The organism is Sphingobium sp. RS1 (assembly GCF_056156825.1).
In genome coordinates this window covers 3,645,157-3,660,231 of record NZ_JBLZXE010000002.1, presented here as the reverse complement: position 1 = coordinate 3,660,231, position 15,075 = coordinate 3,645,157, and the positions used below count along the sequence as shown (strand labels likewise).

Sequence of the window (15,075 nt, the reverse complement as noted above, 5' to 3'; positions counted from 1 at the left end):
TGCAGGCCGCCAGAACTGAATGTCGCTCGGCCTCTAACCCGCTAGTACCAGATTGATGAGATCGGCGGACGAAACGCCCGCCGACCGCAGGAAGCCCTGATAATAATCGCACCCTTCCCGCGCCAGCAGGCCAAGCTGCTCCTCCGTCTCGACCCCTTCGGCGATCACCTTCAACCCCAGCGACTTGGCCATGTGAATGACCCCGCGCACGATGATCCGATCGCGCGCCGTGCCGGCAATATCCTGCGCCAGCCCGCTGTCGATCTTGAGATAATCAAGCGGCAGATTCTTGAGATAGGCGAGGCTGGAATAGCCGGTGCCGAAATCGTCGATCGCCACCGCCAGCCCTTCGGCCCGCAGCGCCATCAACAGCGCGGACGCCGCCCCAACATCCTCGATCAGCCCACTTTCGGTAATCTCCACCGTCAATCGCGACCGGGGGAAGCCGCTGCGATCCACCAGCCCCAGCAGGCCCGCCATGAAGCCCGGCTGGGCTATGTCCGCCGCCGTGACGTTGATCGACAGCCGCAGGTCCGCCAGCGCCCGTGGCCAGGCCGCCGCCTGCCGCAACGCCTCCGCCTGAATATGCGCCGACAGCGGCAACATATAATCGGACCGCTCGGCCGTGGCGAACAATATGCCGGCACCCAGCGGCCCATAATGGGCGTGGTTCCACCGCGCCAGCGCCTCCACGCCGCTGATCCTGTCGGAATCGACCGGATATTGCGGCTGGAACACAATGCTGATCTCGCCCCGGTCCAGCGCCAGCCGCAGGTCGGTTTCCAGCCGGTCGGCATCCACCTGCCGGCTGTGCTTTTCGGCGGACAGAATGCGAATGCCCTCGCCGCCTGCCTGCCGTGCGTCGGACAAGGCAGTGCCCGCGCGGCGCAGCAATTGCGTCACATCATCCTCCGCCCGCGCCTGCGCAATGCCGCATCGGGCAATCAGACGAATAAGGTGATCGCCGGCGCTGAACGGCTGCCCCACCGCGCCGATCAACTGCCGCGCCAGGAAGGTCGCCCGGTCGGTGCCCGCCACCTCGCCGGTCAGGCCGACGAGAAACTCGGTCCCGGCGATGCGCGCCACCATGGTGCCGGGCGCGACATCCTCCACCATCCGCTCGATTCGCCGGGCGATCCGCCCCAGCAGCGCGTCGCCCACCACCTGCCCATAGGCCGCATTCATCCGGTCGAACTGGCTGATCGACAACAGAAGGATCGTCGTCGGCAACCCCGCCCGCCGGCCCAGCCAGTCGAGCGCCGCCTGCCGCGAACGCAAACCGGTCAGATGATCGCGGCTGCCGCCATCCTGCGCATGCCCCTCGGACAGCCATTCGACGTCGGCGGCAATCGCCCCGTCCGTTTCCCGCAGATGATGAACCAGCCTTTGTCCCGGCCGGTCGGGCAATCCATGCGCCAGCACCGCCGGCCGCCCCGACTGCCGCATCGTCCCGAGCGCCGCCAGCACCGTGCGCCGTTCCACACGCGGTAAACGCCGCACCAATGCCGCCGGCGTGATCCACGTTTCGTCCAGCCCCAGATGCTGCATCAGACTGTCGCTCAGTCGCAGCCGTCCGTCACGGCCCAGTGCCCAGTAGAGCGCATCCCCACGCCGGATGCGCTGCGCCCGTTGATTGTGCGCCACGCCGCCGCCCAGTCGCTCTACCAGACGATGCGCCGATGCCAGCGCTGCGTTCAGGCGCATGTCAGTCACCGGTCCGGCGAGATAATGGGTGGCGCCCACCGCCAGCAGTGCGGGCACCTGATCCAGATGCCGTTCGTCGATCAGGATCAGGATCGCACCGCCGCCCGCTTCCATCGCCGGCACCAGCGGCGCCAGCAGATTGGCGACATCGCCGCCGCCGCGCAGGTCGACCAGCGCGATCTGCGCCTCGCTATGGAGGTAGCGCTGGGGGGCATCCTTGTGCCGTCGCGCCCCGATCGCGCGCCAACCGATACTCTGCGCAATGCGGATCAGCCCGTCCCGGTCGCCCGGCGACAGGATGAACAGGCTGCGCTGGCTCTCTGCGCTCTGATCCCCGCTTGTCAAATCATGTCCCCGGCGCCGCGCATCGCGACGTCTTTACCAGACAGGCGTTACCGACCTCTTGCCCCGCCTGCAACTTCCGTCACTTGCATCCGGGTTGCCGATATTGTCCCTCTTCCGGGCTCTTGCACCGTCCCTGTCCATCGCCTAGCTAGTCGGCATGGTCCCGGCCGATCCCTCGCGCGCACCGATGACCGACGGCCTTGGCCGCCGGATCAGCTATCTGCGCATATCGGTTACCGACCGCTGCGACCTGCGCTGCCGCTATTGCATGGCGGAACGGATGCAGTTCCTGCCGAAGAATCAGGTGCTGACGCTGGAGGAGATCGCGCTGCTGGCGGATCTCTTCATTGCCCGCGGCATCAGCAAGATCCGCCTGACCGGCGGCGAACCGCTGATGCGGCGTGACATAGGCGATCTCGCCCGCCGCATCGGCCGCCATCTGGGGGCCGGACTGGACGAACTGACCCTGACTACGAATGGCACGCGCCTGACCGAGCATGCCGACATGCTGGCCGATGCCGGCGTGCGCCGGATCAATGTCAGCCTCGACAGCCGCGATCCCACGCGCTTCGCCCATATCACGCGCGGCGGCCGGATCGATCAGGTACTGGACGGGCTGAAGGCAGCGCGCGCCGCCGGCCTGGCAATCAAGATCAACATGGTCGCGCTCCAGGGCGTCAACGACGATGAAATCCTGCCGATGCTACGCTGGTGCGGCGATCAGGGTTTCGACCTGACCCTGATCGAGACCATGCCGCTGGGCGATACCGGCGAAGACCGTACCGATCATTATCTGCCGCTGACGCAGGTCGCCGCCATGATTCGCGCCAACCATGCGCTCACGCCCCTCACCCACCGCACCGGCGGCCCGGCCCGCTATCATGGCGTAGAGGGCATGGATGTGCGGCTCGGCCTCATCACCCCGCTGACGCAGAATTTCTGCGCCGACTGCAATCGCATCCGCATGACCTGCGAGGGGAAGATTTTCATGTGCCTGGGGCATGAGGATCATGTCGACTTCAAGACGGCCCTGCGCAAAGACGGACTGGCAGCGGTGCATCCGCTGATCGACCGGGCGTTGCGCCTGAAGCCTGCCGCCCATGATTTCCGGATCGGTGCCGGCGCTGGCGCCGCCACGCATCGTCATATGAGCGTGACCGGCGGATGAGCAGCGAACCACGGCGCGCGCTGGTCGCGTCCCCCACCCAGGCCGCACGGGCAGCGGAAGAGCGCCTGCGTGCCGCCTATGATTTCGTGCCGGTCGATCAGGCGGACATGATCATCGCGCTGGGCGGTGACGGCTTCATGCTCCAGACGCTTCACTCGATGCTGGAAGGGCGGCGGATCGTCCCGGTCTTCGGCATGAATCTTGGCACCGTCGGTTTCCTCATGAACGAATGGCGGCTGGAACGGCTGGACCAGCGGCTCGACAAGGCGAAGAGTTTCAAGGTCAATCCGCTGCGCATGACTGTCGATACGGTCGATGGCGAACGTTTCTCGATTCCCGCCATTAACGAAGTCTCGCTGCTGCGCGAAACCCGCCAGACCGCCAAGTTGGAAGTGCAGGTGAACGGCCGCCCCGTCCTGCCCGAACTGGTCTGCGATGGCGTGCTTGTGGCCACCCCGGCCGGCTCCACCGCCTATAATCTCTCCGCCCACGGTCCGATCCTGCCGCTCGGCTCCGGTCTCGTCGCCCTCACCCCGATCAGCCCCTTCCGGCCACGCCGCTGGCGCGGCGCCATCCTGCCCGAAAACACCGCGATCCGCTTCACCGTGCTCGACCCGGTCAAGCGCCCTGTCAGCGCCGTGGCCGATCAGCGCGAAGTGCGCGACGTGGCGCAGGTCGATATCGGCATCGACCGGGCGACGCCGCTGACCCTGCTGTTCGATCCCGAACATACACTGGACGACCGGATCGCCGCGGAACAGTTCATCGCGTAAAAATTCCGTCATTTGGCGCTTGCCATCTTCGGAAAGCCGCTGCTATAGGCGCGGCCTGCCCAGCGAAAGCGGGTTGCTCCCCGATAGCTCAGCGGTAGAGCATTCGACTGTTAATCGAATGGCCGTAGGTTCGAATCCTACTCGGGGAGCCACATTTTTCCGGCCACAAGCGCCGGCCTCCATATAAATCGGCAATATGCGCAATGTCAGCCGCCACCGACCGCGCCCCGATTCCATCGTCTTGCTTTGACGCAATATTTTTTCAGAATTTAACCATTCAAGGCCCTTGCCAATCCCGCCGGGCCAAGGCATAGGCGCGGCCTGCCCGGCGAAAACCGGCTGTTCCCCGATAGCTCAGCGGTAGAGCATTCGACTGTTAATCGAATGGCCGTAGGTTCGAATCCTACTCGGGGAGCCACTTTTCCACCAGCATCGCTCTCTAGCTAGAGCGTTTTCCAAACAGGTGGAATCACCTGCTGACCCGGAGCCGTAAGGTCAGCACAGCTAAAACGCGGTAAACCAAAACTTAGAGCAGCCGAGCCGATGCAATCGGATCGGAAGCTGCTCTAAGGCGCGTCACTGCGCCTGTGCCCCGCGCCTTCACGCTCAAGAAAAAACGCGCGAAGCCTGGGGGCCTCGCGCGCTTGAAAGGTCACGTTTGGGAGATGAAGGTCAGCGCGATGCGAACTGGCGGCCCCGGTTTGCCACGGCCCAGCGCTGCGGCGTCGCGCCGGCGGCGCCTTCACGCACGAAGCACTGGCCGCGCTGGGCACGGATCGTGCGGCACGCGGTCATCGCGTCCGCCCGGCTGCCAAAGCCGCTGATGGCGAGGCGGTGATAGGCCTTGCCATTGACGGTCGCCTGGCTGGTCAGCACCGGGAAAGCCGCGAGCATGCTGCTGCGTCCCGCCATGCCCTGCCATTTTTCCTTGGCGATCGCCGCGCTGTCATAGGCGCCCAGCTGGACCACCCAGTTGCTCGCACCATTGGCGACTGGCTTGATGAAAGCAGCCTGCTGCATCCGCGCGACGGGCGCGGCTGCCGGCACCGGTTGCTCCTTGCTGCGCGCCTTGACGGCGACCATCGGCCTGGCGTTCCGATCCTCGACAATGAAGTCGCGCGCGGCGACCCGCACCGGCTTGGGCAATGCCTTGACGACCGGCACGGCCTCGACCGCCGGCTGCGATGCCGGCACGGCCTGCACCATGTCGACCGGCGCGTCGGGTTGCGCTGCGGGCAGCGGCGCTGCTTCAGGCGCGGCTTCCGCCATCTGCACCGGCGCATCGGCCACAGCGGGCGCCAGCGCCAGCGCAACCGGCTGACCGGCGTCGGATTCATCGATGGTCACGCCCATCAGCGCCGCAACGCGCATCGGTGCCAGCGACGGTTCGGCGATCTGCGCCCAATCGGAAATACGCTTGTTCGCATCCAGCGCCTGCATATCCAGCCCGACGATCGTCCGCGCATCTTTCCAGCGGCCGGCCAGCGCATAGGCATAGGCCAGATTCTGTCGCGTGCGCACGGTCGCGGACGGATCATGGATCGCTTCGGACAGGATCCGCACGCCCTCGGCCGGATCACCCGCCATCGCCATCGCCAGACCATAATCGCTCGCCGGCACCGTGCCCGCATTGGCGACCAGCAGGCTGCGCGCGGCATCGGCACGCCCCTGCGCCACCTGCACCAGCGCCAGGCTGACGACGGTGCTGGCGTCCGTATTGCCCAGCGTCATCGCATCGCCCAGCGCCGTCTGGGCGGAAGCGAAGCGGCCGGCCATCACATAGGCCCGCCCCAAAATTTGCCGGTAAGCGGCGTTTTGCGGATCGAGCTGCACGGCGGCTTCAGCGGCTTCCACCGCCTTGGTGCCATTACGATCGGCCAGCGCCTTTTCGGCGGCCGCGGCCAGCTTGCCCGGATTGCCCTTCTGCTGCACGGCCGATGCCGACGGGCGGAATGCCGCGCCGGTGCAACCGACCATGGTCGTGGCGACGAGCAGGGATGACAGTGCCGCCTTTCCGAATGTCGTGCGTTTCATGAGCTTACCCACCCTTCATTCACTGGCCGTCGCGCATATGCGGCAGCTGCTGAGTCAGCCGGTCGATCTCCGGCAGGTCGTTGAGGAAATCGTCGAGCGCCCCGGTCACGATCTGCTGGGCGGACCGCCCCGTGATCGCACAGGCGAGCCTCAGCTTCAGGTGCCGCTGGGCATCCAGGCGCAATGTGAAGGCCGCCTTGCGATTGCGCGCAACTGCTTCGACGGCTTCAGCCTTGGCGCTGGGCGTGCCTGCCTTTGCCTTGGCAGGCTTGGTCGCCAGCCGCTTCGCCAGCGCCTTGCGCTCTTCAACCACCGGCGGCACGGGAACCACCGGGGTCATCGGCGTCAGGCCGATCGGCGCGGCCGGCTCTTCCACCGGTTCATGCACCGGCTCGACGTCGAAGCCCATGTCGTTCCAGCCCAGATCATCCTGCTGCACGGCCGACATCGGCGTCCGGCCAAAGCCGAGCATCGGACGGCGCATTGCCGGCTGCGCTGCGCCCTTGCGGGCCAGCAGGCCGGAGGTCAGTGACGCAAGCGGTTTGGGTTCGGCCATATGTCGTCTTCCCTTACTGGCTCACGCGGCGGCCGAAGCCACCACCGGCGGGACGCGCCGCACCCAGGGTGCCGACGCTGCCCTGGGGCACGGAAAAGACCGTGCGGCGGAAATTCTTCTCCAGCCGATCCGACACATAGGTCCACAGCGCCTCCACCTCGGCGGCGGAACGGCCTTTGGGATCGACCTCCATCACGGTGCGGCCGTCGATCATCGACGCGGCAAAATCGGTGCGGTGGTGCAGCGTCACCGGCGCAACCGTGCCATGCTGCGACAGCGCGACGGCGGCTTCGGAGGTGATGCGCGCCTTGGGCGTGGCGGCGTTGACGACGAAGATCAGCGGCTTGCCGGCCCGTTCGCACAGATCGACCGTAGCCCCCACGGCGCGCAGGTCGTGCGGACTGGGACGAGTCGGCACGACGATCAGTTCGGCCACGGAAATCACGCTCTGGATCGCCATGGTGATGGCAGGCGGCGTATCGATGACCGCCAGTTTGAACCCCTGCTGGCGCAGGATTTCGAGATCGGCGGCCAGACGGGCGACAGTGGTCTGGGCAAAGGCCGGGAACTCCGCCTCGCGCTCGTTCCACCAGTCGGCCAGCGACCCTTGCGGATCGATATCGATCAGGACCACCGGTCCGGCCCCGGCACGCTGCGCCTGCACGGCCAGATGACCCGACAAGGTCGTCTTGCCCGATCCGCCTTTTTGCGATGCCATGGCCAAAATCCGCACGCGTTTCCCCCCAGGAAAATCCAGTTCCGGGACGGATTGCCACGACTGCCGCTAAAAATTGGTTAATCGCACGCGAAACTTCATGACGGGCGCGGAGCGCGATAGTTAAGCCGCTATCCAGCCTTTTGTCGTTACGCTAACATCGGCTTAACCTTATTTCGCCATTGCGGTCGTTGATTATTCTTTCGCACTGGAGCCTGTGCATATGAAGCATGTGTTGGGAACGGCGGCGCTGGTCGCCATGCTGGGTATGACTTTGCCAGCACAGGCAGATGTAAAGGCCGGCGTCGATGCCTGGCAGCAAGGCGACTATGCCAGGGCGATTGCCGAATGGCGGCCCCTTGCCGAATCCGGTGATCCAGACGCGCAATTCAACCTGGGCCAGGCCTATAAGCTGGGTCGCGGGGTGCAACCCGACGCCAATCTGGCGATCGACTGGTATAGCAAGGCTGCCGCGCAGGGTCATATGCGCGCCGAGGACAATCTGGGCCTGCTGATGTTCCAGCAGGGCGACCGCGCCGGCGCCATGCCCTATCTGCAACGCGCATCGATGCGCGGCGAACCGCGGGCGCAATATATCGTCGGCACCACCCTGTTCAACGGCGACACCATCGGCAAGGATTGGGTCCGCGCTTATGCGCTGATGACCCGCGCGTCGGCCTCCGGTCTGGCGCAGGCTGCGACCAGCCTGGAGCAGATGGACAAATATATTCCGGAGGACCAACGCAAACAGGGCCTCGCCATGGCCGCCAGCATGGAAAAGGGCGACAGCAGCGCCGCGCTCGCCGTGGCGACGCCCGCCCCGGCGCCTGTCCGCAGCGGATCGGCGGTGCGCACCACCGAATTGCCCCCCTCCACCATCAACCGGCCGGCACCCCGGCCAGCCCCTGCGCCAGCACCTGCTCCGGCCAAACCGCCGGTACAGGTCGCCGCCGCCAAACCGAAACCCGCGCCGGAACCGGCGCCTGCGCGCGCCGCTCCCGCTCCGGCAGCCTCCGGCAGCTGGCGGGTCCAGCTCGGCGCCTTCAGCGAAGACGGCCGTGCCCGTGCCCTGTGGAGCCAGCTCAGCCGCAAGGTCGGCGGCCTGTCCGCTTACCAGCCCTATCTGGTCAAGGCCGGCGCCGTCACCCGGCTTCAGGCTGGCCCGATCGCCAGCAGCAACGACGCGGCCCGCCTCTGCGGCGCGATCAAGGCGGCCGGCGGCGACTGCATGCCCAAGAAGATGTGAGGGGCGTTCGAGGCCAATTGCAAAACCTGCAATAGCCTCCCCCCACCCCGTTCGACCCTTCGACTAAGCTCAGGAGAGCCTGTCGAAGTCCCTTCTTGCTTTTTGATAGCGAGAAAAAGACCACCCCTTCGACGGCCTGCCAAGGCAGTCGCTCAGGACAGGCTCAGGGCGAACGGCTTCTCTTCATGCGCCTATCCCCCCGCCTGTTCCACCATCCAGTCGCGAAACTGCGCCAGCGGCCCCGCCCCCAGCGCACCTGCGGGATAGACCAGATAATAGGCCTGCTCGGTCGATAGCGGCCGGGCAAAGGGGATGACCAGCGTCCCCGCAGCCAGTTCCGGCTGGATCAGGAAGCTGGGGATCAGCGCCACGCCCACCCCGGCAGCACAGGCCTGCGCCAGCATCAGGAAATGCTCATAGGCCGGCCCCTGCGCCAGCCCGCTCGCATCCACGCCGGCCATCGCCAGCCAGCGTGCCCAGGCATCCCGCCGCGATATCTGGCTGAGCAGCGGCGCGTGCAGCAGGTCAGCCGGCTCACGCAATGGATGCGCCGCCAGCCAGGCCGGCGAACAGACCGGCACGGCTTCCTCACGGAACAGAAAGTCCATCGCCACGCCGGGCCAGTCTGCTGCGACACCGAAATGGACAGCTGCGTCGAAATCCTCATGCCCGAAATCGAAGGGCTGCGACCGTGCGGCAAAGTCGATCACCAGATCGGGATGGCGCGCCGTCAACTGCGGCAGGCGCGGCGCCAGCCAGCGCATCCCGAAACTCGGCAGGGTCGCAACGCGCAGGGCCGTCTGCGACGGACGTGCCGATGCGCGCGCGGTCGCACGCCTTATGCTGTCCAGCGCCGGCAGCAACTCGTCGGCATAGGCCCGCCCTGCTTCGTTCAGCCGCACCCGCCGCCCGATCCGGTCGAACAGGGGCGTCTGCAACCAGTCCTCCAGTTGCCCGATCTGCCGGCTGACCGCGCTCTGGGTCAGGCCAATCTCCTCCCCCGCGCGGGAAAAGCCGCCATGCCGCACCGCCGCCTCGAACGCGGTCAGCGCATTCATGGGCGGCAACCATTTACGCGAAATACTCATTCCTAACTCGCATCAACAGATGACAGGTCGCCATTTTGAAAATCACGCATATCCTGCGATAAGGGCGCTGTCATCGGGAGCATATCATGTCGAATGAGAATATGGGTACGATAGAGACGCTGGTCGTCGCGACGCTGGGCGAGGACACTGGCCGGGAGACGCTGGACATGCTGGCGATCGACCCCGCCCTGTTGGCGCAGCGTGGCGACACCGTCTCCCGCGCCGCCTTTGCCATGGCCATGAACGTCGTCCTGTTCGACGATCTGCTGCGTCGTGTCCCCAGCGGCGACGCCTATGTTGCCGATACATTGGCGCGGGGCGGCAAGGTGGTGTTCGACCATGGTGCCCTCCGCTCGATCCGCTTTCCCGTCGGACAGACCGGCGCGCTTCCGGGTGGCGAGGACGCCTTTACCCGCATCTTCCTGCCCTTGGGCTATGAGATGGCGGCGCTCTATCCGCTCGAACGCCTGCGCATGACCGGCCGCGCCTATCGTCACCGGGACTTCCCCGAGGCGATCCCCCAATTCTTCCTGTCCGAACTCCATGTCGACCGGTTCGACGATGAATTTGCCGACGCCGCCGCCCGCATCTTCGGGACCAGCCGCGACCCGCTGGACGAACCGACCAAAGCGATGCTCGCGCACTATGAACGCGATGTACCTGTCCAACTCGCTGTCGCAATTGCCGCTCTGCCGGTGATCCTGTCCGCCTTCGACCGGCAGCATGAACCGCCCAGCTTTGAGGATTATCAGTTGCTCCTGTCCCGCTCCAACGAAGCGGCGTGGATCGCGACGGAAGGCAATGGCTTCAACCATGCGACCGACCGCGTCGCCGATGTCGCCGCCCTCGCCGAACGGCTGAAGGCGGAGGACAGGCCGATGAAGGACAAGCTGGAAGTCTCCGCAACCGGCCGTGTGCGCCAGACGGCCTTCCGCGCCGACGGCGTGGAGCGGATTTTCGCCGACGGTGAACTTCGCTTGGTGCCCGGCTCCTTCTATGAATTCATCAGCCGCGATATAGACCCGGAAACGGGCCGCCTCGATCTCGCTTTCGATACCGGCAATGCCACCGGCATCTTTGCCATGACCAGTGCCCAAAAGGGGGCGAACCGGTGAGCGCCATGTTACAGTCTTTCGATCCCGCCTCGCGTGAACTGATCTGGGAAGGCCCGGTCGCGAGCGCGGATGATTGCCACCGCGCCATCGCCACCGCCCGCGCCGCCCTGCCCGGCTGGCGCGCACTGAGCGTGGATGATCGCGTCGCCGTCGCCCGCCGTTACGCCGCCATATTGGGAGAGCGCCGCGCCGCACTGGCCGAACTCATCTCGCGCGAAACGGGTAAGCTGCTCTGGGAAAGCGACGCCGAAATCGGATCGATGATCGCCAAGGTCGAAGTGTCGATCAAGGCCCATGCCGAACGCACCGGCGAACGCGCTGCCGACATGCCCTTCGGCCGCGCGGTGCTGCGCCATCGCGGCCATGGCGTCATGGCGGTGCTTGGCCCCTATAATTTCCCCGGCCATTTGCCCAACGGCCATATCGTCCCGGCGCTGATCGCCGGCAACGCCATCGTCTTCAAACCGTCCGAAATCACCCCGGCCACGGGCGCCGCCATGGTCGATGCCTGGGCCGCGGCCGGCCTGCCAGACGGGCTGCTGACCGTCGTACAAGGCGGCCGCTCGACCGGTGAAGCACTGGTCGCCGGCGACATTGACGGCCTGCTCTTCACCGGATCGGCACAGGCCGGCGCGGCGCTGCGCCGGGCACTGGTCGATCGCCCCCATGTCATCATGGCGCTGGAACTGGGCGGCAACAATCCACTGATCGCCTGGGACAGTCCGGAAGAGGCCGCGTCGATCATCGTCAACTCGGCCTTCATCACCACCGGCCAGCGCTGTTCCTGCGCCCGCCGCCTGATCGTGCCCGAAGGCGCGACCGGCGACGCCATCGTGGAGGCGACCGCCGCGCTAGCCGCCCGCCTGCCGATCGCCGCCTGGAACGAGGCAGGCGAAGCCTTCATGGGACCGCTCGTGTCGGATCAGGCCGCCGCCGCCGCGCATCGCGCCGTCAGCGACCTTATCGCGCGGGGCGCCCGCACCATCCGCGCGTTCAATGGCGTAGCCGATCGCAGCGCCGCCTTTGTTACCCCTGCCCTCCTCGACATGACCGGCGTGAGCGCCCCCGATGCGGAGATTTTCGCCCCGGTCCTGACCGTGATCCGGGTGCCCGACTTCGACGCCGCGATCGCCGCCGCCAACGCCACCAGCTTCGGCCTGTCTGCCGGGCTGATCGCGCAGGATGCGGCGCTGTGGCAGCGCGTGGTGGAGGAAAGCCGCGCCGGCGTCGTCAACCGCAACCGGCCGACCACCGGCGCGGCGGGCAACATGCCGTTCGGTGGCCTCGGCGCATCGGGCAATCACCGTCCCAGCGCTTATTATGCCGCCGACTATTGCGCCTACCCCATCGCCAGTTTCGAAGCGGAAGGGGTATTCGCCGTCCCGGTCAACGGATTGCCCAGTTAGAGCATCGAGCGTTAAATTTGGATCACCCAATTTCCGTTCGTCCTGAGCCTGTCGAAGGAAATTGCGCGCGTCCTTCGACAGGCCCAGGACGAACGGATCATATTTAAGGCGCGTTGCTTTAAAGCCCCAACCGCGCCCAGAAATCAGCCGGCGCGATCACCTGGTTCACGGCCGGTTTGCGTTCCGTGCGCGTCCAACTGCTATGCGGCAGATAAATGGCCTGTGTCGGGAAAGCCGCGTCGGACGGACGGCGGCGTGGGGTCGTGCGGGTCATCGTCTTCTCCTTTGCAAGGGAACACGAAACCTGGCGTGGTCGCTTCGGCACCGTGCGCTTTAGCCGTTGGTGACGCGGAGCAAGCTGACATCCATCAAAAGCCGCGGAGCATGACGCTCGCGATACTGGATAGCGACCCGGTTGGGAAAATCGACATAGCTTTGCTTGGGCCGCATCCAGCCCGGCTTGGTCAGGCCCGCGGATCAGCCGATCCGGTGCAGCCCACACAGCTTGTTGCCGGCAGGATCGCGCAGATAGGCGAGATAGAGCTTGCCAAAACCACCTTCCCGCACGCCCGGCGGATCTTCGCAGGCGCTGCCGCCTGCCGCCACGCCCGCCGCATGCCAGGCATCCGCCTGCTCGGGCGACGCCATGGCAAAACCGATCGTTCCGCCATTGGCATGGCAGGCCGGCGCCCCGTCGATCGGGGTCGTAATCATGAAGATCGCGCCCTCATGCAGGTAGATGGTCCGCCCCTTGTCATCATAGAAGCCCGGCTTTACGCCCATCGCCCCGAAGGTCGCGTCGTAAAAAGCCTTGGACGCCTCCATATCGTTGGCGCCGACCATGACATGACTGAACATCAGCCTCTCCTGTGATGTGGGCAATGCGTGCGCACAGCCAGATCGCCTTGTGGCGCCCGCGGGCAGCAATCAGGCGGACAAAGCGGATCGCCATGGCGCCCGCCATCCGCAGAGGGGATCAGAAAATCGTGCTATAGAGAAACCAGCCCACGATCAGCAGGCTCGACACGATGCAGATACGATCACCAAAGACGTCAATACGAGACATCGACACACATCCTTCCACATGGAGCGATCTTCGTCGCTTCTGTGAAAAGATTACATCAGTTTTTACCGAGCCGGAATAGCAAAGTTACGGCGGATCGCATCAAATGGGCGATGAACCGACATTCATCGCCCCTTGAACGACCATTCCAGCCGCCTACCCGATCAATTGCCGCTGATTGCGAACGATAACGGCTGTATTTTACCGGAAATCGGGGCCGCGATGCTGAAGGAAGGAGCGAGTCGCTTCCTGCGGGCCGCGATACGCCTCCTGAAACTCGGCGCTCCAATATTTGAGATCGTGGAGATCGATTCGCGCGCCCGAAACGGCGCAGAGCACGAACTGCCCCGGCCGTTCGATATCGAAATCGGCGGCGCCATAATGCAGCACCGCCAGCCCTGGAAGCTCGGTGACCATCAGTCGCCCGTCAGGATGCGGTCGACCAGCTGCTTCACGGTCGGCACGAACCCGTTCGAATAGAAGGGGTCCTGCTTGAACCGATAGGCGGCATGCCCGGCGAACAGCAGATTCTTGTCCAGATCGCCGCCATGGACCGATTCCTGCAACGACTTCTGGATGCAGAAGCTGCGCGGGTCAGCCAAGCGACCGGTCGAGTTGGTTTCGCTGTCCATCCAGCTGGAGAAGCTGCACTGCGACAGGCAGCCCATGCAGTCGGTCTGGTCCTTGCGGATTTCCGCCTTCTCTTCCTCGGTCACGAAGACGAGCGTGTTGTCCGGCGTCTTGAGCGCGGAGGTGAAGCCGGCACCGAACCATTCGCGCGCACGGGTCAGGTCACCCAGCGTCACCCAGAAATTCTTGCCCTTCACGCCCACGTCGAGCTGGTGGGTATGGTCGCCCGCCTGTTCGGTGCTGAACGGAATCTGCCGGTCCGACCGCGCTTCGAGCGAACGCAGGAACGGATTGCGGATCGCCGAGCTGTAGAAACCGGTGGGCGAGAATTTGTGCAGCAGCACGTCGCCCGGCTCCAACTGCATAAGCCGGTCTTTCCAATCCTGCGGGATCGGGCTTTCCTGCGTCAGCAGCGGGCGGGTGCCGAACTGGAACATGATCGACCCCAGTTCGGGATTGTCGATCCAGTCATTCCAGTCCTTGAGCGCCCAGACGCCGCCGGCCATCACGATCGGCACATCGTCCGAAATGCCGCCTTCGCGCATGGTCGCGCGCAGGTCGCGGACGCGGGGATAGGGGTCTTGCGGCGCACGCGGATCTTCCGCGTTGGATAGGCCGTTATGGCCGCCCGCCAGCCAGGGATCTTCATAGACCACCGCCGCCAGCCATTCCGACGCCTTCGAATAAGCGCGCTTCCACAGCGCACGGAAGGCGCGACCGGAGGAGACGATCGGCAGATAGCTGACATTGTAGGAAGCCGCGATTTCGCTGAGCTTATAGGGCATGCCCGCGCCGCAGGTGACACCGGCCACCATGCCGCGCGTCTTTTCTAGAACGCCGTGCAGCACCCGCTGCGCACCGCCCATTTCCCACAGCACGTTGATGTTGATCGCGCCCTTGCCGCCGGCGATTTCGAACGCGCGCTTCACCTGTTCGACGGCGCCGTCGATGGCATAGGCGATCAGTTCCTCATGCCGGTCGCGGCGGGTGCGGCCGTGATAGATTTGGGGGATGACATTGCCGAAGCTGTCATAGCTGTCGGCATTGACCGCCGACACGGTGCCGATGCCGCCGGCCGCCGCCCAGGCGCCAGAGCTGCTGTGGTTGGATACGGCAACGCCCTTGCCGCCCTCGACTATCGGCCAGACTTCACGGCCACCATAGACGATAGGCTTCAACCCCTTGAACAACGACATCTCCTGCACATGCACCCGGCCCCCTCGACCGGGAAA

14 protein-coding genes and 2 tRNA genes are annotated in these 15,075 nt (G+C 65.4%); 7 read left to right on the top strand and 9 right to left on the bottom strand.

Features of this window, described 5'->3' with window-relative positions; all coding sequences use genetic code 11:
- Positions 1–33 precede the first annotated feature (33 nt).
- Positions 34–2,049: a putative bifunctional diguanylate cyclase/phosphodiesterase gene (locus ACNHGR_RS19685; protein WP_475288191.1), complete on the bottom strand. Its 2,016-nt coding sequence runs from the start codon at positions 2,047–2,049 to the stop codon at positions 34–36.
- Positions 2,050–2,206: 157 nt separating this feature from the next.
- Here ACNHGR_RS19685 and moaA point away from each other — a divergent pair, with 157 nt between their 5' ends.
- From moaA to ACNHGR_RS19665, 4 genes are all read left to right on the top strand, one after another.
- Positions 2,207–3,217, top strand: coding sequence for a GTP 3',8-cyclase MoaA (gene moaA, locus ACNHGR_RS19680; protein ID WP_475288190.1), 1,011 nt, complete (start codon positions 2,207–2,209; stop codon positions 3,215–3,217).
- A complete protein-coding gene (locus tag ACNHGR_RS19675) occupies positions 3,214–3,990 on the top strand; it encodes an NAD kinase (protein WP_184271107.1) in 777 nt (258 codons plus the stop codon). Before moaA ends, ACNHGR_RS19675 begins: the two co-directional genes overlap by 4 nt.
- A gap of 77 nt (positions 3,991–4,067) precedes the next feature.
- A tRNA-Asn gene (locus ACNHGR_RS19670) sits at positions 4,068–4,142 on the top strand.
- A 191-nt stretch (positions 4,143–4,333) separates the two neighbouring features.
- Positions 4,334–4,408 (top strand) — tRNA-Asn (locus tag ACNHGR_RS19665).
- 254 nt (positions 4,409–4,662) lie between these two features.
- Here the strand turns inward: ACNHGR_RS19665 and ACNHGR_RS19660 are convergent.
- Genes ACNHGR_RS19660 through ACNHGR_RS19650 form a run of 3 tightly spaced genes read right to left on the bottom strand, consistent with a single transcriptional unit; the run spans position 4,663 to position 7,313 of the window.
- Positions 4,663–6,024 carry an SPOR domain-containing protein gene (locus tag ACNHGR_RS19660; RefSeq protein ID WP_475288188.1) on the bottom strand — a complete coding sequence of 454 codons (1,362 nt, stop codon included), beginning with the start codon at positions 6,022–6,024 and terminating at the stop codon, positions 4,663–4,665.
- 19 nt (positions 6,025–6,043) lie between these two features.
- Complete coding sequence (locus ACNHGR_RS19655; protein WP_475288186.1) at positions 6,044–6,580, bottom strand: hypothetical protein; 537 nt, start codon at positions 6,578–6,580, stop codon at positions 6,044–6,046.
- A gap of 13 nt (positions 6,581–6,593) precedes the next feature.
- On the bottom strand, positions 6,594–7,313 hold the full coding sequence (locus ACNHGR_RS19650; protein ID WP_184271098.1) for a ParA family protein: 720 nt from the start codon (positions 7,311–7,313) through the stop codon (positions 6,594–6,596).
- Between the two features lie 205 nt (positions 7,314–7,518).
- On the opposite strand from ACNHGR_RS19650, the gene ACNHGR_RS19645 reads away from it, so the two are divergent.
- Positions 7,519–8,541, top strand: coding sequence for an SPOR domain-containing protein (locus ACNHGR_RS19645; RefSeq protein WP_475288184.1), 1,023 nt, complete (start codon positions 7,519–7,521; stop codon positions 8,539–8,541).
- Positions 8,542–8,732: 191 nt separating this feature from the next.
- On the opposite strand, the gene gcvA is transcribed toward ACNHGR_RS19645, so the two are convergent.
- A complete protein-coding gene (gene gcvA, locus ACNHGR_RS19640; protein WP_475288182.1) occupies positions 8,733–9,629 on the bottom strand; it encodes a transcriptional regulator GcvA in 897 nt (298 codons plus the stop codon).
- A gap of 86 nt (positions 9,630–9,715) precedes the next feature.
- Here gcvA and ACNHGR_RS19635 point away from each other — a divergent pair, with 86 nt between their 5' ends.
- Together ACNHGR_RS19635 and astD are read left to right on the top strand one after the other, a co-directional pair.
- Entirely contained in the window at positions 9,716–10,744 is a 1,029-nt protein-coding gene (locus ACNHGR_RS19635) for a 2-oxoadipate dioxygenase/decarboxylase family protein (protein ID WP_475288180.1), read from the top strand.
- Between the two features lie 5 nt (positions 10,745–10,749).
- Positions 10,750–12,150, top strand: coding sequence for a succinylglutamate-semialdehyde dehydrogenase (gene astD, locus ACNHGR_RS19630; RefSeq protein WP_475288489.1), 1,401 nt, complete (start codon positions 10,750–10,752; stop codon positions 12,148–12,150).
- Between the two features lie 118 nt (positions 12,151–12,268).
- Here the strand turns inward: astD and ACNHGR_RS19625 are convergent, their stop codons facing one another.
- From ACNHGR_RS19625 to ACNHGR_RS19610, 4 genes are all read right to left on the bottom strand, one after another.
- Positions 12,269–12,424, bottom strand: a complete 156-nt coding sequence (locus tag ACNHGR_RS19625; protein ID WP_475288178.1) for a hypothetical protein — start codon at positions 12,422–12,424, stop codon at positions 12,269–12,271.
- Positions 12,425–12,627: 203 nt separating this feature from the next.
- Positions 12,628–13,008 carry a VOC family protein gene (locus ACNHGR_RS19620; protein ID WP_475288176.1) on the bottom strand — a complete coding sequence of 127 codons (381 nt, stop codon included), beginning with the start codon at positions 13,006–13,008 and terminating at the stop codon, positions 12,628–12,630.
- A 406-nt stretch (positions 13,009–13,414) separates the two neighbouring features.
- Positions 13,415–13,630, bottom strand: a complete 216-nt coding sequence (locus ACNHGR_RS19615; protein WP_475288174.1) for a DUF2093 domain-containing protein — start codon at positions 13,628–13,630, stop codon at positions 13,415–13,417.
- Positions 13,630–15,033: a nitronate monooxygenase gene (locus tag ACNHGR_RS19610; RefSeq protein ID WP_184271077.1), complete on the bottom strand. Its 1,404-nt coding sequence runs from the start codon at positions 15,031–15,033 to the stop codon at positions 13,630–13,632. The genes ACNHGR_RS19615 and ACNHGR_RS19610 overlap by 1 nt, the downstream gene beginning before the upstream one ends.
- Positions 15,034–15,075 lie beyond the last annotated feature (42 nt).